At 43.7% G+C, this 18,509-nt stretch carries 25 protein-coding genes; 10 read left to right on the forward strand and 15 right to left on the reverse strand.

Annotation, left to right across the window (positions count from 1 at the left end):
- Window positions 1-118: 118 nt before the first annotated feature.
- Genes IAE16_RS06470 through IAE16_RS06510 form a run of 9 tightly spaced genes read left to right on the forward strand, consistent with a single transcriptional unit; the run spans window position 119 to window position 3,772 of the window.
- Window positions 119-439: a CCE_0567 family metalloprotein gene (locus tag IAE16_RS06470; RefSeq protein ID WP_323699957.1), complete on the forward strand. Its 321-nt coding sequence runs from the start codon at window positions 119-121 to the stop codon at window positions 437-439.
- Window positions 440-457: 18 nt separating this feature from the next.
- Complete coding sequence (locus tag IAE16_RS06475) at window positions 458-775, forward strand: P-II family nitrogen regulator (protein WP_323699958.1); 318 nt, start codon at window positions 458-460, stop codon at window positions 773-775.
- Window positions 772-1,188: a P-II family nitrogen regulator gene (locus IAE16_RS06480; RefSeq protein WP_323699959.1), complete on the forward strand. Its 417-nt coding sequence runs from the start codon at window positions 772-774 to the stop codon at window positions 1,186-1,188. The genes IAE16_RS06475 and IAE16_RS06480 overlap by 4 nt, the downstream gene beginning before the upstream one ends.
- A 12-nt stretch (window positions 1,189-1,200) precedes the next feature.
- The gene (gene nifT, locus IAE16_RS06485) at window positions 1,201-1,413 is read left to right on the forward strand and encodes a putative nitrogen fixation protein NifT (protein ID WP_323699960.1); all 213 of its coding nucleotides are present in this window, start codon (window positions 1,201-1,203) and stop codon (window positions 1,411-1,413) included.
- An 11-nt stretch (window positions 1,414-1,424) separates the two neighbouring features.
- A complete protein-coding gene (nifB, locus tag IAE16_RS06490) occupies window positions 1,425-2,828 on the forward strand; it encodes a nitrogenase cofactor biosynthesis protein NifB (RefSeq protein ID WP_323699961.1) in 1,404 nt (467 codons plus the stop codon).
- Window positions 2,829-2,830: 2 nt separating this feature from the next.
- Window positions 2,831-3,052 (forward strand): 4Fe-4S binding protein, encoded by a 222-nt coding sequence (locus IAE16_RS06495; RefSeq protein ID WP_323699962.1) that lies wholly within the window; start codon window positions 2,831-2,833, stop codon window positions 3,050-3,052.
- On the forward strand, window positions 3,039-3,362 hold the full coding sequence (nifW, locus tag IAE16_RS06500) for a nitrogenase-stabilizing/protective protein NifW (protein ID WP_323699963.1): 324 nt from the start codon (window positions 3,039-3,041) through the stop codon (window positions 3,360-3,362). The genes IAE16_RS06495 and nifW overlap by 14 nt, the downstream gene beginning before the upstream one ends.
- A complete protein-coding gene (locus IAE16_RS06505) occupies window positions 3,346-3,615 on the forward strand; it encodes a nitrogen fixation protein NifZ (RefSeq protein ID WP_323699964.1) in 270 nt (89 codons plus the stop codon). Before nifW ends, IAE16_RS06505 begins: the two co-directional genes overlap by 17 nt.
- On the forward strand, window positions 3,572-3,772 hold the full coding sequence (locus tag IAE16_RS06510) for an AbrB/MazE/SpoVT family DNA-binding domain-containing protein (protein ID WP_323699965.1): 201 nt from the start codon (window positions 3,572-3,574) through the stop codon (window positions 3,770-3,772). Before IAE16_RS06505 ends, IAE16_RS06510 begins: the two co-directional genes overlap by 44 nt.
- Window positions 3,773-3,780: 8 nt before the next feature.
- Here the strand turns inward: IAE16_RS06510 and IAE16_RS06515 are convergent, their stop codons facing one another.
- Genes IAE16_RS06515 through IAE16_RS06535 form a run of 5 tightly spaced genes read right to left on the reverse strand, consistent with a single transcriptional unit; the run spans window position 3,781 to window position 8,064 of the window.
- The gene (locus IAE16_RS06515) at window positions 3,781-4,740 is read right to left on the reverse strand and encodes a hydroxymethylglutaryl-CoA lyase-like TIM-barrel protein (protein ID WP_323699966.1); all 960 of its coding nucleotides are present in this window, start codon (window positions 4,738-4,740) and stop codon (window positions 3,781-3,783) included.
- On the reverse strand, window positions 4,737-5,804 hold the full coding sequence (locus IAE16_RS06520) for a cysteine desulfurase family protein (RefSeq protein ID WP_323699967.1): 1,068 nt from the start codon (window positions 5,802-5,804) through the stop codon (window positions 4,737-4,739). The genes IAE16_RS06515 and IAE16_RS06520 overlap by 4 nt, the downstream gene beginning before the upstream one ends.
- The gene (locus IAE16_RS06525) at window positions 5,791-7,590 is read right to left on the reverse strand and encodes an aldehyde ferredoxin oxidoreductase family protein (protein WP_323699969.1); all 1,800 of its coding nucleotides are present in this window, start codon (window positions 7,588-7,590) and stop codon (window positions 5,791-5,793) included. The genes IAE16_RS06520 and IAE16_RS06525 overlap by 14 nt, the downstream gene beginning before the upstream one ends.
- Complete coding sequence (locus tag IAE16_RS06530) at window positions 7,587-7,808, reverse strand: 4Fe-4S dicluster domain-containing protein (RefSeq protein WP_323699970.1); 222 nt, start codon at window positions 7,806-7,808, stop codon at window positions 7,587-7,589. Before IAE16_RS06530 ends, IAE16_RS06525 begins: the two co-directional genes overlap by 4 nt.
- 1 nt (window position 7,809) lies before the next feature.
- Window positions 7,810-8,064, reverse strand: a complete 255-nt coding sequence (locus tag IAE16_RS06535) for a MoaD/ThiS family protein (RefSeq protein WP_323699972.1) — start codon at window positions 8,062-8,064, stop codon at window positions 7,810-7,812.
- A gap of 155 nt (window positions 8,065-8,219) precedes the next feature.
- On the opposite strand from IAE16_RS06535, the gene IAE16_RS06540 reads away from it, so the two are divergent.
- A complete protein-coding gene (locus IAE16_RS06540) occupies window positions 8,220-9,782 on the forward strand; it encodes a sigma 54-interacting transcriptional regulator (RefSeq protein WP_323699973.1) in 1,563 nt (520 codons plus the stop codon).
- On the opposite strand, the gene nifX is transcribed toward IAE16_RS06540, so the two are convergent.
- The 10 genes from nifX to nifD are packed head-to-tail and all read right to left on the reverse strand — an operon-like array spanning window position 9,779 to window position 18,498.
- Window positions 9,779-10,165, reverse strand: coding sequence for a nitrogen fixation protein NifX (nifX, locus tag IAE16_RS06545; protein WP_323699974.1), 387 nt, complete (start codon window positions 10,163-10,165; stop codon window positions 9,779-9,781). The genes IAE16_RS06540 and nifX overlap by 4 nt on opposite strands.
- Window positions 10,166-10,168: 3 nt before the next feature.
- On the reverse strand, window positions 10,169-11,503 hold the full coding sequence (gene nifN / locus IAE16_RS06550; RefSeq protein WP_323699975.1) for a nitrogenase iron-molybdenum cofactor biosynthesis protein NifN: 1,335 nt from the start codon (window positions 11,501-11,503) through the stop codon (window positions 10,169-10,171).
- Window positions 11,488-12,846, reverse strand: coding sequence for a nitrogenase iron-molybdenum cofactor biosynthesis protein NifE (nifE, locus tag IAE16_RS06555; protein WP_323699976.1), 1,359 nt, complete (start codon window positions 12,844-12,846; stop codon window positions 11,488-11,490). The genes nifN and nifE overlap by 16 nt, the downstream gene beginning before the upstream one ends.
- Before the next feature lie 12 nt (window positions 12,847-12,858).
- The gene (locus IAE16_RS06560) at window positions 12,859-13,923 is read right to left on the reverse strand and encodes a DegT/DnrJ/EryC1/StrS family aminotransferase (RefSeq protein WP_323699977.1); all 1,065 of its coding nucleotides are present in this window, start codon (window positions 13,921-13,923) and stop codon (window positions 12,859-12,861) included.
- Window positions 13,910-14,383, reverse strand: a complete 474-nt coding sequence (locus tag IAE16_RS06565; protein WP_323699978.1) for a hypothetical protein — start codon at window positions 14,381-14,383, stop codon at window positions 13,910-13,912. Before IAE16_RS06565 ends, IAE16_RS06560 begins: the two co-directional genes overlap by 14 nt.
- Complete coding sequence (locus IAE16_RS06570; RefSeq protein ID WP_323699979.1) at window positions 14,380-14,832, reverse strand: NifX-associated nitrogen fixation protein; 453 nt, start codon at window positions 14,830-14,832, stop codon at window positions 14,380-14,382. The genes IAE16_RS06565 and IAE16_RS06570 overlap by 4 nt, the downstream gene beginning before the upstream one ends.
- A complete protein-coding gene (locus IAE16_RS06575) occupies window positions 14,826-15,398 on the reverse strand; it encodes a Crp/Fnr family transcriptional regulator (RefSeq protein WP_323699980.1) in 573 nt (190 codons plus the stop codon). The genes IAE16_RS06570 and IAE16_RS06575 overlap by 7 nt, the downstream gene beginning before the upstream one ends.
- A gap of 4 nt (window positions 15,399-15,402) precedes the next feature.
- Window positions 15,403-16,290: a nitrogenase component 1 gene (locus IAE16_RS09760; RefSeq protein WP_323699981.1), complete on the reverse strand. Its 888-nt coding sequence runs from the start codon at window positions 16,288-16,290 to the stop codon at window positions 15,403-15,405.
- Window positions 16,287-17,036 carry a DUF3364 domain-containing protein gene (locus IAE16_RS09765; RefSeq protein ID WP_323699982.1) on the reverse strand — a complete coding sequence of 250 codons (750 nt, stop codon included), beginning with the start codon at window positions 17,034-17,036 and terminating at the stop codon, window positions 16,287-16,289. The genes IAE16_RS09760 and IAE16_RS09765 overlap by 4 nt, the downstream gene beginning before the upstream one ends.
- Window positions 17,037-17,049: 13 nt before the next feature.
- Window positions 17,050-18,498, reverse strand: a complete 1,449-nt coding sequence (gene nifD, locus IAE16_RS06590) for a nitrogenase molybdenum-iron protein alpha chain (protein ID WP_323699983.1) — start codon at window positions 18,496-18,498, stop codon at window positions 17,050-17,052.
- Between the last annotated feature and the right edge of the window lie 11 nt (window positions 18,499-18,509).

Here is an 18,509-nt window from a genome sequence, read left to right on the forward strand (position 1 = left end):
TTTGTCATCTTAAATTGTAAGGTTTATTACAAAAAACTGACAGAAAGCATTCAAATATCTTGGCATGCACCTTGCATAAGAAATATACAGAACCAAACTAAGGAGGTAAAACATGTGCATGGTGCGATTGGAACTTAACAATACCTGCATAGGTGCTTGTAAAGAGGAAGGTGTGGACATTGAAACCCAGAGGGAAAAATGCCATTCAGAAGAGGAGATTTATAGAAACATGAGCCTTGAAGAGTTGAAAGAGGAGGTGAAAAGACTGAGGATGGCAGCGGTGAACACTGCTACAAAACTTCATGACCTTGCGGAGGAGGGTCTTCCTAACAGATGGCAGGAGATCCCCACTGTAGCTCAGGAAGCCTACGAAGTTCACAAAACATACTTTAAAGCCAAAAGGATACTCGAAGAGAGGTCAAAAGCCACAAGCAAATAAAAAAAGGAGGTGATAGATATGAAGCTTGTGAGAGCCTTTATAAGACCAGAGAAGGAACAAGAGGTGGTGTTTGCCCTTGAAGGCATGGGGTTTCCAGCCTTGACAAAGATGTCCGCCATGGGAAGAGGTAAACAAAAGGGTTTGAAGATAGGAGATGTAGTTTATGAAGAGCTTCCAAAAACACTGCTACTCATAGCGGTTGAAGACAAGGATGTGGATAAGGTAATAAGCACAATAACAAAACATGCAAGGACGGGGAATATAGGAGATGGCAAGATATTTGTAAGTCCTATTGAGAAGGCTATAACCATAAGAACTGGGGAGGTGGAACTATGAAGGAGGTATGGGCAATAATACGAAGGGAAAAGTTTGCAGAAACAAAAAGGTCCCTTGATGCGGTTGGATGTGGTGCTATGAGTGTGCATTCTGTGTGGGGTAGAGGTAAACAGGGAGGGCTTATTATGTCAGAAGTTGAAAGTGAAATGTTGGCCTACGCTACAAGTGCACCCAAGCTGGTTCCAACCCCCTCATATCTCGTCACAGAGGGTGCTACCCTTACAAAGCCTGTGCTCTATGTTCCAAAGAGGCTCTTAGTTATGGTTGTGCCAGATGATAAGGTAGACTTGGTTGTAGAAACCATTATTAAGGTAAACAAGACGGGAAACCATGGAGATGGAAAGATATTCATAATGCCTGTAGAGAACGCAGTTACCGTCAGAACCGGTGAAAGTGGAGAAAAAGCCTTATAGGAGGTTGATAACATGAAGGCTACCTTTAGAAAAAACTTAATTAATGGTGCTCTTGAGGTATACATACCCAAGAAGGACTTAGAGGCTGTGGTCGTAAATATACAAAAGGAGGGTGTGTGGGGTGGCATCTTTGAACTTTCAAACGGGTGGGTTCTGAAGGTGCCAGCCCTCGAAACGGAGCCCAAGTTTCCAATAACCTTAGAGGTAAAAAAAATCAATGAGTAAGGAGGTGTGTCATGGGTTGTTCTTCTAAAGGCTGTGGAACAAGCATAGATGGACTTTCTTATCTGCCAGAGAATATAAGGGAGAAGGTGGAAAACCACCCCTGCTATTCTCAAGAAGCACACCACTTTTATGCGAGGATGCACGTTGCGGTTGCTCCAGCCTGCAATATACAGTGCAATTACTGCAACAGAAAATACGACTGTGCCAACGAATCAAGACCGGGTGTGGTGAGCGAGCTGCTAACACCGGAGGAGGCAGTCAAGAAGGTGCTCGCAGTTGCCATGGAAATACCCCAGATGACAGTGGTGGGTATTGCAGGACCAGGAGACCCTTTGGCAAATCCAGACAGGACATTTAGAACCTTTGAGCTCATCAAGGAAAAGGCTCCTGACATAAAACTGTGTCTTTCCACCAACGGGCTTAGGCTCACAGATTTTGTAGATAGGATTAAGGATTTAGGCATAGACCACGTAACAATAACCATAAACGCAGTGACACCTGAAACCGCATCCAAGATTTACTCTTGGATCTTTTATAACCACAAAAGGTATAAAGGCATAGAAGCCGCGAGAATAATCCTTGAGAAGCAGTATGAAGGACTTCAGGCTTGTGTAGAAAGGGGTATTTTAGTAAAGGTAAACACAGTCTTTGCACCAGAGATAAACGGAGAAGAGCTGGAAGAGTTGTCCAAAAAAGTCAGAAGAATGGGAGCCTTCCTACACAATATAATGCCTTACGTAGAAGGCGAGGGCACAGTATATCAAAAGCTCGGCGTAAGACCACCCACACCCCAAGAGCTCAAAGAAGTTCAAGAAAAGTGTGAACCGCACATGTCTTTGATGAGACACTGCAGGCAGTGCAGGGCAGATGCGGTAGGTCTTCTTGGAGAGGACAGAGGACAGGAGTTCACCAAGGACAAGATAATACACCTTCAGGTCAACTACAGTGCGGAATACAGAAAGAGCATCCACGAAGAGATAGAAAAGGAAAGGGCTAAACTTAAAAAGGCAAGGGAGCTTATGGCTTTACCCTTAGAAGAGGAAGGTAAAAAGGTTCTTGTGGCGGTGGCAAGTAAGGGAAACATGTTGGTAAACGAACATTTCGGCACAGCCCACGAGTTTCTCATATACGAGGTTTCTTCCCAAGGCATCAAGTTTATACACCACAGGAAAGTAACACCCTACTGTCACGGTTCTATAGCCTGTCTTGAAGGGGGAGATATCCTCGAAGATACCATATCAAAGCTATCAGACTGTGAGGCTATCATAGCTGCAAAGATAGGCTTTGAGCCCAGAGACCTTCTTGAACAAAAGGGTATAAAATGTGTTGAAGAGTTCGCTTACCTCCCAATACCAGAGGCACTTACCAAGTATTACGAAAAGTATGTGTTGGAGAAAGTAAAGACGGAGGGTTGATCATGGCTATGTATATAAGGCAGGAGAATTGCATATCTTGTTATGCCTGTGAGCAGGAGTGTCCCACGGGTGCCATAAGCCACGATGAAGAAGGCATATTTACTATAGACCCATATGTATGCGTTGAGTGTAATGGTTTTTACGAAGAAGCCCAATGTCTTGCCATATGTCCAATAGAGGGATGTATAGTAAAGTTGGAGGTGGCTACATATGGATGTGCTTAAGGACCTCCAGAACCTCAAAGATGCGGAAGACTTTTTTCACTACTTTGGTGTGGAATATGACGAAAACATTCTCAAACCCTACAGATTGCATATACTGAAAAAGTTCAATCTTTACATGCAGGAGGTTCTTAACAAGGGGACGGAGACAGACCTTTTTCCACTATTAAAGGAGTGCTTAATAAGGGCATATCAGGACTTTCTCCATTCTACACCTATCCAAGAGCGTCTGTTCAAAGTTCACAAAGATGCACTAAGCTCAAGGCTTGTGAATCTGGAAGTAAAGGGGAAAAATTATGGAAAGCAAGTTTAATGTGGGAGATACGGTCAGGACACGCAAGAAAATAAAGAACGATGGCACTTTTCCAGGTCTGCCCTGGGATGCCCATCTGGTAGACATAGGAGAGATAGGTGTTGTGCTGGATACTGGAACCTTTCTGCTAACAAAGACGGTGTATACCGTCTATTTTCCAAGGCTGGATATATTTGTGGGATGTCTTGAGCATGAACTGGAGGCGGTAGATGAAGAGGCAAGCCCTATTCAGAGGAATAGTAACGGAGCTTGACAAAGGAGAGTTCTTTTCAGATGTGGCTGTAAAGTTTAAAAACATAGAAGTTAGGATGGTAGTGCCAAGAAGCACTATAGATGAGTATGGTATAAAGGTAGGCGATAAGGTATACGTTATGATAGAAAACCAGAATGTATTCCTTTTCAAGAGATAATTTTCCTTTTAGCTCTTCTTTGAATACTTTCCAAAGGCAAAGCTCATTTTTCTTCCAATAATCTCTGGATTGAAGGGTAGATAAGTCCTATTGGATTTTAAAAGTCCATCTATGTGAATGCTTGATTTGTTTACGAAGGCATTTCTTCCTACTATAGGCTTGTTGGGATGCACCCTTAGACCCTTATTTTCTATAAGATACTCTATGGCTTGGTATATCTTCTTTAGGTCAACTCCCGTCTCAATCCCCTGTATGATATCAAGGTAAAAAACAACCTCCTCTGTTGGCGTTATCCCGCATCTCTCCCCAAGTCCGAGAAGTGAGGTGTTTATGAACCTTGCACCACTTAAGGATGCTACCACTGCGTTTGCAGTTGCCATGCCAAAGTCGTTGTGAAGATGAACCTCTACGTCAATCATGGAGGATATATTTTTCACAAGCCTCTGGGTTTGTATTGGGTTTAAAACTCCCACCGTATCCGAAAGCCTTACTCTGTCCGCCCCTAAGCTTTTTACATGCAGAACAAAGTCATATAAAAAAATCTCCTCAGCCCTTGACGCATCTTCAAGCCCAACTGAAGTATAAAGCCCAATAGACTTGCAGTAAGGAATAAGGTCCTTTGCAAGCTCAAGAATGTAATGTCTATCCTTTTTCAGTTTCTCCCTTAACATAATGTCTGAAATTGGAAAAGCTATTTCCACCCTTTTTACACCACACTGGATAGATAGCTCCAAGTCCTTAGGGTTTGCTCTGTTCCAAACTATAACCCTATCACCGAACCTCCCTTTAACCAATTCTTTTATGAATGCCCTCTCTTCCTCGCTGTGAGCTGGAACACCCACCTCTATCTCTTCCACACCCGCAGAGGCTATAAGGTAGAAAAGGCACCTTTTTTCTTCATAGGAAAGCTCCAGCTCCTTTGACTGGACACCTTCTCGCAGGGTCGTATCTGTAATAAAAACCCTCATGTTAAGGCTCCTATACTGTGGAGTGTGTTTCTTAATGTATACAAAAACCTCTCTAATTCATCAATGGGGACTAAAGGTGGTAGCCTAAAGCTAAGAAGGTGGTCAAAACCACACCTTCTTCTGTTTGCCATACATGGAGTGGAAGTATTTAGATAGAAACCCCCTCTTTCTAAGAGAGATATGACCATCTCCAGTTCTACACCTTGTAAGCCAAAAGAAAAGAGGGCTGGAGCCTTACAGCCCTCCTTGAAAGCTGGTGGCAGAGGCAGGTTTTCCAAGACAAGCCCATCATACATTTCAAAGCTCTTTTTTATTTCATCTCTTTTTTCCATTAAAAACCTCACAGATTGGGACAAAAGGTATATACCAAATAGATTTTCCTCACCTGCCCTTACCCCCCTTTCCTGAATACCCCCTTCAATAAGAGGCTTTAGTCTAATGCCCTTTTTAACATATAGAAAACCCACCCCTTGAGGAGCCATCAAAGAAGGTCCATCAAAACTCGCCATATTCAGCTCCTCCATGCTTATGCTGGGATAGTAAAGACCCCACATATCAAAGTGACATACCACATTGGGATTGACCTCCTTGACCGCAGAGACTATACCCTTAATATCCCTAAGGGTGGAAGTTTCTCTGCAGACAGCACCCATTGTAACCATTAGAGTATCTTCTCTAACCTGCTCTGCAACAGCCTGAGGGTCTACCCATCCCTTTTCGTCAGTTTGTATGTATACCACCTCAAAGCCCTGCCTTTCAAGCCCTTTTAGAGGATGGGTGATAGATATATGTTCAAAGTTTGTGGTGAGTATACTGCCCTTTTTACCGTATACATAGCCTTTGATGGCTAAATTGTTGCTCTCTGTAGAGCTTGAGGTGTATATAACCTCAAGGTTAGAGCATCCCAAAAAGCTCGCCAAAACACCCCTTGACCTTACCAGCATCTCCTTTGACCTTGTTGACAAGCTGTTTATACCAGTTGGATTTATGAAAAAAATGGATAAAAGTTCTTGCCTAAAGGCTCCATCAAGGGGTTGAGAAGAGGTAGGGTCAAGAAGTAGCATGCGTAAACTCCTCCATAGAAAGCCTTATCAAGGTTTCCTTCTTTGGTATACCCAATTCATCCCATCCAAAAGCCTGATAAAATTCCTTTATCATCGCATTAAGCTCCTGCAGGCTTGTTCTATAGCCCTTTTCCGATGGCTCCTCTAAAATCCTGCGTGGTAGAGTATCATCCTTTCTGGAAAAGCCTTCCCTTACATTAAAGAGCCTTTCAAGGGTGTAAACCCTCTCTCCAACTGCGTATAGCTCCTCCATAGACATGTCCCAGTCCATTAGGGCGTTTACCATGTCAAGTATCTTCTCATTAAGGGTTAAGCCCACAACCCTCTCCGCACTTAGACAGTAAATAATACTGTTTACTATACTGGTCCATACCGCAAGGTCTTTCCCCACCTTGCCCTTTCCCTCCCATTTTCCCAGAGGCGTTATGTTGTTCTCCTCAAGACCAGGTCTTATATCACAGTGAACAGGACCTCTGTTGGCTACCGCATAACCAAGGGCTTGAGTTTTTACAGCTCTTGGAGAATGCCCCGCTGTTTCCATACCCTTTACCGTCATCACAAACTCGCCCCCTACCCCTAACCTTCGAGATGCCTTCTCAGAGCCTTCAGCAAGAAGGTCTCCTATACCCTCTCTAAAGGCAATTTTCCTTAAAAGCTCCCTAACAGCCTCTGTGTTGCCAAAGTAAAGCTCAAGCCCATCCAAGTCTTCTCTTTTTAAGAGCCCTTTCTCATAGCACTCCATCACCCAAGCTACCACACCACCGGTTTGTATCTGACCAAGCCCAAGCTCGTCAGTAAGCCTATCAAGCTCTATAAGATGGTCCAAGTTTCCATTTCCTATGATAGTTCCCATGGCGTATATGCCCTCATACTCGGGTCCTACCGTAAAGGTATTTTGAGCCACGGAATACTTTCCGCAGGGAACTATGCATCCGGGACAGGATACATCCTTTATTACCCTCTCTCTTAATCTTTCACCGCTGACCTCTTCTGCATAGGGGAAAACCTCCTTCTGCCAGTTGTAAGAGGGTAAAATTCCAAGGTGTTGAAGGTGCATTACTCCTGCGGAGGTTCCATACTTTATGAGATTTTTAACGCCCGGATGGCTGTATACAGCCTTCTCAAATTCTTTTACGAAGTCTATAAGCCTTTTAGGGTTTTTGGGTTCTATTAGCTTAGTTCCTCTTACGGTTATTGCCTTTATTCTTTTTGACCCCATCACTGCACCCATACCCCCTGTGCCTACAGCCCTCAGGTCTGAGATAATACAGGCATATTTAACAAGATTCTCCCCTGCAGGCCCAATTACCAGAGCCTTTATGTCCTCTCCATATCTTCTTTTTAGTTCTTGCTGAGCTTGACTGGTGTGGAAGCCTCTCAGATATTCAGCATCAAAAAAGTAAACTCTTTGGTTTTCTATGTGTATGTGTGTCCATTGGTCACAAGAGCCAGTTATTATAATGCCATCCCAACCTGCAAACTTACATTCATGACCAAACTCCCCTCCACAGAAACCCTTGGTAAATCCCATGGTTTGAGGTGACTTGGAATATACACCAAACTTTGAGGACATAGGCACAAGTGTACCGTTGGCAGGACCAGTATTTACAATAAGTATGTTTTCCTCAGAGAGCGGGTCTATACCCTTTTTCATAAGGGTGTATAGAAGATAAGCACCTATGCCGTTACCCCCTATGTACCTTTCCACAACCCGCTCAGGCACCTCGTAAACATCCACCCTTTTGTGCGTAAGGTCTATAAACAGATATCTGCCAAACCAACTCATGAGTATACCTCCAATGCCCTAAGGGTGCAAAACTCAACGCAGTAGTGTTCCTTACAATCTGTGCATGCATCGAGGCTAAAGGCCACAGGTCTGTGCCCTAAGTCTGTGTATATCTTTATGGAGGAGAACCTCGTGTTAAAGCCCCCTGTTCTGTAAAAGGAGCAGGCAAGCATACACCTCTTACATCCAGAGCAGGCGTCCAAATTGACCTTTACCATATCATCCTCCTGCGGTTGGGAGCGTTATTACCAGCTCGTCATCCTCTTTTACAGGAGCATTAAGCTCTGATATGAGCTCGCCATTCAGTATAAGCACCACACCCTCCCAAAGGCCTTTTTCATGGAAGATCAGCTCCTCTATCTCTGCTAAGTTGGACAGCCTTCTTATAACTTCTTCTACGCTTTTAACTTCCCTTAACTCAAAGCTGTCTTTTCCAGCAACATAACTTAGATAGCCCAAAAGCTTTACACGCATCTCACATAGATATATGCAATAAATATACCAAGACTTTTCCCTTCTTTTTGTATTATTTATTACATAAGGTTGTAAGCTACCTTACATAATAGTGTTGGAAACATTACACAAAGGAGGTCTTTCGCTTGGCATCAATGTTGCATATATTTAAATTGATGATGGATGAGAAGTTTACAAGCCTTGAAGTTAATCTGCTTTATAACCTCTCAAAAGAGCTAACCAGTATGAACCAGGACCCGGAGAGGATTATAAGGTGGGTGGTGCGTATGATTGGCGAAATACCAGGCATCAGAAGGGTTGTGTTTTACATAGCGGATAGTGAAACCTCCAAAGCATCTCTTATTGCCAGCGTTGGCGTGGACGAGGGTAGCATAACCCTCAGTAAAAAGGAGGGGGTGCTGGGCTTCGTGCTAAGGGAGGGCTATCCTGTGGTTATAAAGAACCTCTCAGAAGAGCCCATCTTTTTAAACAAAATAAGGAGGCAAAGTCTGACAGACGTAATATTTATTGCGGTGCCCGTAAAGCATAGCAATAGGGTTGTGGGAATAATAACGGTTGATGTGAGTAAAGAGTTTGGCAAGACAGCTCATCTCATGGAGCTACTGGTTATGATATCAAACCTCATAGGTAATTACATATACACTTATATGAAGCTAAAGGAAAAGGAAGAAGCCTATAAGGAAGAGATAGCTATACTAAAGAAGGAGGTGTTGAAAAAGTTCAAGGTTGAGGGTTTTGTGGGTGGGAGTAAGGCTTATCAAGATATTGTAAAACAGGTGATAAAGCTGGCAAACCTTGACACCATAGTGATGATACGCGGAGAGTCTGGAACGGGTAAGACTACAGTGGCAAGAGCCATACATTACCTTTCTCCCAGAAAGAACCGCTCCTTTGTTGAGATAAACTGTTCCACCATACCTGCGGAGCTCTTTGAGGCTGAGCTCTTTGGATACGAAAAGGGAGCTTTTACGGGTGCCTACGCCAGCAAGCCAGGTAAGGTGGAAATAGCCAACGGCGGAACTCTCTTCTTTGACGAGGTGGGTGACCTAAGCCCTGCGGTGCAGGCAAAACTACTCAGGTTCATACAGACAAAGGAGTTTGAGAGGTTAGGAAGTAATAAAACCCTTAAGTCGGACGCCAGAATAATAGTCGCCACCAACAAGAACCTTGAAGAAATGGTGGCAAAGGGTGAGTTTAGGGAAGACCTCTATTACAGAATATCAGTATACCCTCTCTATATTCCACCCCTCAGGGAAAGAAAGGAAGACATCCCCGTTTTGGTTGAGCACTTTCTTAAACGGATGAGTAGCACTATGGGTAAGAACATAGGAATAGAAGACGAAGCCCTCAGAGTTTTAGCGTCCTGTGACTTTCCTGGAAATGTAAGAGAGCTTATAAACTGTCTTACGAGGGCTGTTATAAACTCCAACGGAAAGGTTATAAAAGCACAGGATATCTCTTGTATAGGCTCTAGGGTATGTTTTTCTCACATGATAAAAAGTTATGCTAAACCAAAAAGCGAGGAGAAACAAGAACAGATAAACACACCCCCTGTAAAAAGTGAAGAGAAGCCCTCAAAGGATGAAAGAACTCTCATAATAGAAACTCTGGAAAAGGTTGGATATGTGCAAGCAAAAGCTGCAAGACTACTTGGAATGACCGTAAGACAGCTCAACTACAGAATAAAGAAGTATGGAATACCAATAAAGAAAATTTAAATATAATCTGTATCCCCAGTCCTGTCTTTGGTAAGGGCTTTTCTTAGCCATGGAGGTGGGTTTTCTCTCAAGGTTTTTAAAAGTTGGTCTAATATATCCTTTATGGGTGTAGGCTCGTTAACCTTGACGGGATGGATCTTTGCCTTAACTACCCTTGCGGCCGCCGTGGCCCCTATGGCTATAACATAGACTATAGCACAATCCTTTATGGCTTCAACTTTTGAATTTATCTTGTCATACTCCTCGTCTGGCACGTCTTCAAAGTTTCTATACTCCAAAAATTCGTAGCCCTTCTCATCTATCTCGTAAACAGCCATGGTTCTTGCGTGACCAAAATGGTCATCCACCTTATCAAGACTTTTGGTTGCAAAGGCTACCCTCATGGCTCACCTCCTTTTTATGTGCTCAGGAATATGATAAGATGCTTCTTCATCCCTTTCCATGAGTAGATTAGCAAGTTCAAAGACAAGGTTTGCAGTGCCTTCATAGCCTATATAGCCCTTTAAAAAGTGTCCAAGTCTATCAAAAATAGGAATTCCAACCCTGTAATGTGGAGCTTTTATCTCCTTGGCAATATGCCTTAGGTTTGTATTTCCTATAAGTAAGTCTATATCCGAGCCATCTATATGTAAGAGTATATCTTCAAGGTCTCCAATGATAACCTTACCTACTGGCAGATTCTCCAAACCATCAGCGTATGTGGGGCTTACAATTAGGGGAACCTCCGCGCCCATCTCTTTAGTGAGGAAGTTAGCCATACCCCAGAGAAAATCAGGCTCACCAGCCACCACTACCTTTTTACCAGTTAGATAAAAGTGGCTGTCCACCATGGCATCTAAAAGCCTATCTCTCCATCTTTTAACCGACTCTGGTGGCTCCTTCCCGCTGAGGTTTATAAGCAGGCTTATGAGACTGTCAAAGTTTTCCAGACCTATAAGGCTATCGTAATAAAACATGGGTATCATAAACTTCTTTTCCAAATACTCCCCTGCTTCCCTTACGCTCTCACCTATGGCTATGGTTATAGTAGAGGCTGGCATCATTTCTATGTCTCTTATATCAGTTCCATATTTTGTTATGCTGGAAAATGCTTTAGCCTGCCCGTCCAAACTGCGCATATCTGGGAATATAACCGGCTTGAAACCAAAGCTCTTTATAAGCTCTTCTATAGCGTCTATATCCTTTGCGGTCATGGAATAACTGATTAGAAGGTTTATTTGATTTGGGCTTTTCTTCATTGGAGCTCGTAGGAGGCTTCTTAGGATAGAGCTAACCGCCTTTGAATAGCCCTCGTGGAAGGAGCCCACGTAGTCGGGTGTGGAAACAAAGACTATCTTTGTATGAGAATACTCATCGTAGAGTTCTCTAAACATCTTTATAGAACCCTCAGTGTCATCTCCTCTCGTTTCGCTTACACCGGTGGAAACAACGCCAACAAACTCTGGTTTATTCTTTTCTATGACATTTTTGAGGGCTGTATGCAGGTTTTCGTCGCCACCCATAATGGTGACTATCTCTGAAAGTGCAGTGGTTTGCATGGGTATGTTCTCCCAAAAGTGCCTTGTTAGAAAGGTCTTGGCAAAGGCTGCACATCCTTGAGAGCCGTGCATTATGGGCATGGAATTTTTAACACCCAGAATCGCATACACAGCACCAAGTGGTTGGCTCATTTTTAGAGGATAGACAGAACAAGCCTTCGAAGACCTTATAAGCTCTGCCATGGTGCCTTCCTCCTGTAAAGTTTGAACACGGGGCTGTAAAGGGTTCTTACAAGCTCCTGTGCAAGGATGAGCATACCATCATAGCCTGCATAGGGCTTTATCCTCTCTTGGTTTGTATCCAGGAAGGGGATACCTTCTTTGAGTGCTACAAACTTACTCCGACCCCCCGCCATTAGGAGGTCTACATCATACTCCTTAAACATACGAACCAGCTCTTTTGGATTAGGGTCATCCACTATTTTGCCTTCATCTCCAAGTAGCTCTATCATCCTTTCCTTGTCCCCTGAGGTGCTTTTTTTGCCACTGGTTCCTACTACCACCATACCAAGCTCCTGAACCTGAGAAACCATTGACCAACTCTTTACCCCACCAGTGTTTATAAGAACCCTTTTCCCTCTCAACTTTTCTATGTAGGGCTGTAGCTTTTCTTTTATCCTCTTTTCCTCTCTTTCTATTAACCTCTCAGTTCTCTCTATGAGTTCCTCACTACCAAGCAATCTTGCAAAGTTTCTAAGGGCATCGCTGGTGTCCTTTATACCATAAAAGGAGCCTTCAAAGTAGGGTATTCCATACTTTTCCTCCATCTTTCTTGCGAGGTTCAGCATGGTTTTTGAACACACAACCATGTTAACCCTTGCCCTGTGAGCACAGGCAACCTGCCTGTAGGTAACATCCCCGCTTATACAGGCAAGTATCCTTATACCAAGCTCTTTAAACAGAGGTTTTACCTGCCAAAGCTCCCCCGCTATGTTGTATTCACCCAGTAGGTTCACATCATAGTCTGTGGTGTATTCTGGCTCTTGAGTTCCTATTACATATCTAAAAAGGGCATCACCCGCAAGTTTATTGCCGAGGTTCTTACTACCCACAAACCCGGGAGATTCCACTGGTATAATAGGCACACCCAAATCCTCAGAAGCCTTCTTACATACGCTCACAACATCATCGCCTATCATAGCAGGCACGCAGGTCTGATATACAAAAACCGCAGAAGGTTTATACCTTTCTACCACCTCTTTTATAGCTCTGTATAGTTTCTTTTCACCCCCATGCACCACATCCATCTCGCTCATATCCGTAGTAAGCCCAATTCTGTAGTTGGTAGAAAAGGAGGAACGCGTCCCTCTGTTGTCCCAGCTGTTTCCTGCACAAGGAATAGGTCCATGAACGAGGTGCAGGGCATCCGAAATGGGAACTAACGCTATCTGTGCACCATCAAAGGCACATCCGCCAGATGCACCGCCTGGCTTTGGTTTTGAACAGCCCTGTTTCTTTTCCTTCTCGCTCTTTAGCTTATTATGTCCACAATTAGGTTCAAAGAAGAATTCTTCAAGCCTTTTCATGGCACACCTCCTTTAATGGTCCACACTGCCTGCACCTATTTGGACTGCGTGTTCCTTCAATCTTTCACACACAAAATACACATCATCCTCTTCCATATCCTGATGTAAAGGTAAAAGGAGGGCTCTTGTGCTCACCTCGTGGGCTATATGGAGATGCTCGAGCGGTTTGCCTTCCAGCATGTCCTGAGATATGGGATACTCCAAGACCTCTATTCCATCGTCATACATAAGGTTCTTAATGAGCCCTCTCGCATCCTTTGAGTATCTCTTACCAAAATGCACAGAAAAGTAAGACCAGCACATCTTTGTTACATACTTGGGAGGATATTGAGCCTTTATCCCTTCTATGGCAAGCAGATAGCGAGAATATAGATTGGCTAAATCTCCTCTAATCGCAATAGTATCGTCAAGTTGTTTGACCTGAGAGAATATTACGGAGGACATAATATCATCCAGTGGGGGTGAATCCTCCTTTAGTCTTTCATAAATAAGTCTATCGTCGGTCAAAACTATGCCACCGTATCCCATCAACACGGAGCTCTCTGAAAACTCAAGGAAAGAAACATGCCCAAAAGAGCCTGCTGGTTTTCCCTTATACTCGCTGAATAGTGTCTCTCTTGAATCCTCTATCAATAGGATACCTTTGCCGTTGACCAACTCCCTGAGAGCGTCCCAGTCCATGGGGTTTCCCAAGGAATTACTGCCTATGATAACTTTTATGTCCTCAGACATAACATTAGAAAGCCTTTTTGTGTCAATGTTTAAAAACCACCTTTCAGCGTCAGGATAAAGGGGGCAAGCACCTATGAGCCTTAGGTAAGGGGAAAAATGTTTGTGAAAGGATAGGGGAGAGATTAACACCTTTGAGCCATTACTTACACCTGCATACTTTAAAAGGGTTAGAAGTGGCAGTATCAGGTCTCTAACTGCAAGCGCGTATCTTCTTTTCGTATATTCACAGAAGAAGTCTTCCAGCTCTCGCCTTTTTAGTCCTGAAAAGGCATAAGGGTAGCTCATGGCTTCAACTGCGGAAAACATGTTCTCTTTTGAAAAGCTACGAGGCTTAAAGGTTATCATCTTCCCTTACCTCTATAAGTCCTAACATTGTGGAAATACCAAACTCGCCCTTCTCATCTATCTCCTTAAGGAGGCTTAGTATCTCTGTAGCCTTTTCTAAGGAACCAAGCCTCATAAGCATAAAGGCGTATGCGGAGTAAGCATTTATGAAAAGCCTTATATCGTAATCCTCAAGGTTAGACCTTAGGTAGGCTAACATTTCCCTTTTTTCCTCGGGTATGTTCCTCTTTGAACGAAGCATATCCATAATTTTTAGAGCTACCTGAATAGCCATAGAGTAGTTTTGTCTATAAAAGAAAAACCTATATGCAGAAACAAGCACATTCAGGTTGTCCCTGTCTTCCTCAAGGGCTTTTAACACATACTGGCTTGACTTTTCTGTGTCCTCCCAGCTCTCTACAGCCCTTTGTAAGTTCGCCTTTACATGTTCTGGAGCTTCAAACCAGGAAAAGGAAGTCATATGTTTGCCACCTCGATGTATTTTTCAACAAGCTCTAAAGCCTTATCTATAAACTTTTGTGCCTGCAAAGCCATTTCATCAAGGGATTTAAAGCGAAACTTGTTGGCATCCCTTATGCTTTTGTTGACAAGGATAAGGCGTCCCGAGTATATAAGCACAATGCCGTTACCTTCCTCATCAAGGTTTATGACCACAGAGGTTAAAAGACCAGAAGACTTTTCTATGAGAGCACCTATAGCTTTGAAGTAGGCATGTAGTTTAAGCAGAGCCTTTGGGTCCACCTCGCAGTGTCCCATAAGAGAAAGAGAAGCTTGTTTCTCAGACTTTGTTAGGAAAAGATGGTTCAGGATGTCATGGTCGCTCTTTTTTTCCCATGTTCCGTAGGTGTCGTAGGCTCTTATCTGATTTACTATCTCTTTAAGGATCTCTTCTCCCCTTTCCGCTACCATATCCTTAACCTCCTACTTTCCAAAGTTTTTAAACCGCTCATACACCTTACCGTATGCTCATAACTGAGCCCAGCCATGCTGGATATCTGAAATTTGTTTACGGTGAGTTTTATGTTTCTTTCTTCTAAGTTTTTATCCAACAACTGCAGAAGGTTTCTTATTCTATCCGTTGCCCTTGTGGCAGAAAGAAGGGTAAAAACTCTGTATAGGTAAGCCTGCCTGTCAAGAAGGGAGGAGAAGAGCTCAAGGATAAGCCCTGGCTCAGTCTCTCCCAGTTTTTTAAGCCCGTCCATGCTTGTGTGGAGCACCTTTGACGCTGTTATAGCCCTAGCTCCGTAACTTGTTTTATAGGTGCTATTAGAGATAACACCAAACACATCGCCCGGTAGCAGAAGGTCCAACACGTTCCTTTTGGATTTTACAAAGGTGTATAGCTCAACCGCACCATCTTCGAGCACATATATACCCTCTTCACTTGAGCCTTCCGAGATTATACTTTCTCTCCTTTTATAACTTAGCTCCCTTATAAGTCCGCAACGTGTGTATTTTTTCAGCTCCTCAACCATGGCTCTACCTTATAAGGTCAAAGCTGTAGTCGGTTTTGGCTATTTCTATGGTGTTTCTGTCTGTCTCGTCAAGTATGGTGTTTACTATCCAAGTAAGCAGGTTTATAGCACCCTTGTAAAAGAGTATCCCGTATCTATGTAGATGGTGTCTGTCAAAGATGGGATACCCTATCCTTATGAGTGGTGTTTTTGTGTCTCTCCATAGGAATTTTCCATAGGAAGTTCCTATCATGTAATCCACGGGTTCTGTAAACAGAAGGCTTCTCATATGCCAAAGGTCTTTGCCAGGAAAGACTTGTGCATATTTACCATTGTCATATTTTGCACATAGCTCTTTTATCTCGTTTGCCCATTCCTCTCCAGCGTTAGTGCATAATATGTGCACTGGCTCCGCACCAAGCTCTAACAGAAAGGAGGTGATGCCATAGACGAAGTCTGGGTCACCCCAGAGGGCAAACCTCTTGCCGTGTATCCAATAATAGGAGTCCGCCATGGCGTCAAGGAGTTTCTGCCTTTCTACGGAGAGGCTTTCTGGCACTGGTTTGCCAGTTAGCTTGGAGATGAGCTGTAAAAATTCATCCGTCCCCTGCACGCCGTAGGGTCTTACTATATAGGCGGGTTGTTTCCATGCGTTTTCTATGTATTCCCTCGTCTTCTGAGTAGAGTATTTCTGAAAACTTATGGTAGCAAGGGAAAACTTAGCCCTGTATATGTCCTTTATGGGAGTTCCACCGTAGTAGAGTTTATACTCTCCTGTAAGCCCAGAGTCTAAGTTGTCCGAAGGGTCGGAGAGTATTATGCATTCTTCACCAAACTCTTTTATTATCCTTTTGGTTTCCCTAAAATCTTCCAAGTAAGTATGAAATCCAAGTATAAGGTTTAAAGTGCTCATGGCTGTGCCTCCTTTTTCTCTTCAAGCCAAGCGAGCAGTCCACCATTCTGGTAGAACTCTCCGCTCTCTGAGTCATACTTGTCTATGTTGTCCACGCCGTATTTATCAAAGTAGTTTGTCATATACTCTAGGATGCCCTTTAGCTGATTATCGTATCCTGTGATATGAGAACCAACAAAGGATGGTGTATGGGCAAAGGGTACTGGAAAGTCTTCTGGTATAAGCCCCTTTTCCTTTGTAACCCTTATAAAGCCGTTGAGGTCATCTCCTATAACTTCCGCCATGCATGTGGTGCTTACCGCTATCATCTTAGGTCTGTATAGTGCTATGGCGTTCTGCAAACCCTCGTTCATATTGCTTAAACCTCCAAAGACCGCCGCATCTTCTGTCATGGAAGTGGATACCATAGGCACTGGTTCCTTAAAGTGCCTTGCCATATGTGTTCTGAAGTAAGCCACACAACCCTGAGAACCATGAGAAAAGGGCAGGGTCTTTTCAAAACCAAGGGCGCAGAAGAGCGCCCCAAGAGGCTGGCAGGCTTTGGCGGGATTTATTGAAATCGCTTCCCTTTTAAAGTTGAGCTCTCTGTATTCCCAGCTCTTAGTCCACTCCGCAACCTCTTTTACCTTATCCTCTCCTACCCAGTTCTCAAAGTTTTCCCTTTTGTTCTTTATCATCTGGGCAAACTCATCGTTCCTAAAACACTCAAGATGGTCTTTTATGTTTAGTTCATGATGTATACCCATAGCTATTACCTCCTTACTGCTCCCAAGGAGCCTTTATAAGTTTCCATACACCGCCGTTTACAGCCATATCCATATCCCTCGCAAATATCTCAAAGCCCTCTATGCCGTGATAGGGTCCGCTGTAATCCCAGCTGTGCATCTGTCTGAAGGGCACTCCCATCTTCTGGGACTGATACTTTTCCTTTATGCCAGAGGCTACAAGGTCTGGCTTGAGCTTTCTCGTGAGCTCTTCTATCTCATAGGCTGTGGCATCGTCAACCACTATGGTTGCGTTTTTGTCTATGTAGTGGAGGGTTCTATCGTAGTCATCCTGGTGAGCAAATTCGTATCCTGTGGCTACCACGTTCATCCCCAGGTCCTCAAAGGCTGTTATGATATGCCTTGGTCTTAGTCCGCCCACATAGAGGATAACCGTTTTGCCCTCCAACCTTGGTCTGTATTTCTCTATTACCCTGTCAAGCCTTGGCTTATATTCCTTCTCTATAAGCTCCTCCGTTCTTTCTTTTATCTTGTCATCAAATAGGCTTGCTATCTTTCTCATAGATTCAAAGATCTGGGTTGGTCCAAAGAAGTTGTACTCTACCCAAGGTATTCCAAACTTCTCCTCAAAATACCTCGCAAGATAGTTGGATGATCTATAGCAGTGCACCAAGAGATATTTGACCTTTACAGCGTTTGCCACCTCGCTTAATGTTCCGTCGCCTGACCATTGGGTAACCACCCTTAACCCCATGGCTTCGAGTATTTTTCTAGAAGCCCAAGCATCACCACCTATGTTGTAGTCACCCCATATAGCCACATCATAGGGAGATGGTTCTATCTTCTGTCCCTCAACCTTTTTCTCGTAAATCCAGTCTCTCATGGAGTCGTTGGCTATATGGTGTCCTAAGGACTGAGAAACGCCTCTAAAACCTTCACATCTTACTGGGACAACTAATTTACCGATTTCCTTTGCGGTCTGTCTTGCTACAGCCTCTATATCGTCCCCTATGAGACCTATTGGACATTCAGATTGTATTGTAATTCCCTTTACAAGAGGAAACAACTCATTTAGTTCCTGTATGGCTTTCGTGAGCTTTTTATCGCCGCCGAAGACTATATCCCTTTCTTGAAAGTCCGTAGTAAAGTGTGGTGTCACAAAGGTATCAACACCCGTTGTTCCTATGTAGTAGTTTCTGCGACCAGCCCTTGAGTAGTATCCACAGCCCACGGGCCCGTGGGATATATGTATCATATCCTTGATAGGACCCCACACCACGCCCTTTGAACCAGCATAGGCACAGCCTCTAACGGTCATAACGCCGGGTCTGGTTTTGATGTTGGATTTGGGAGCACACTTGGCGTCCCCCGGCTCAGTTACAACTACATGCTTTTGCCTATCCTTTTTAGCCTTTGAGGGATAGGCACTCAACACCTCTTCTATAAACTTTAGTGCGGTTTCCTTATCTACGATTATACCCATGATAAAACCTC

The organism is Hydrogenobacter sp. T-2 (assembly GCF_033971325.1).
In the GTDB taxonomy this organism is placed as follows: Bacteria; Aquificota; Aquificia; order Aquificales; family Aquificaceae; genus Pampinifervens; species Pampinifervens diazotrophicum.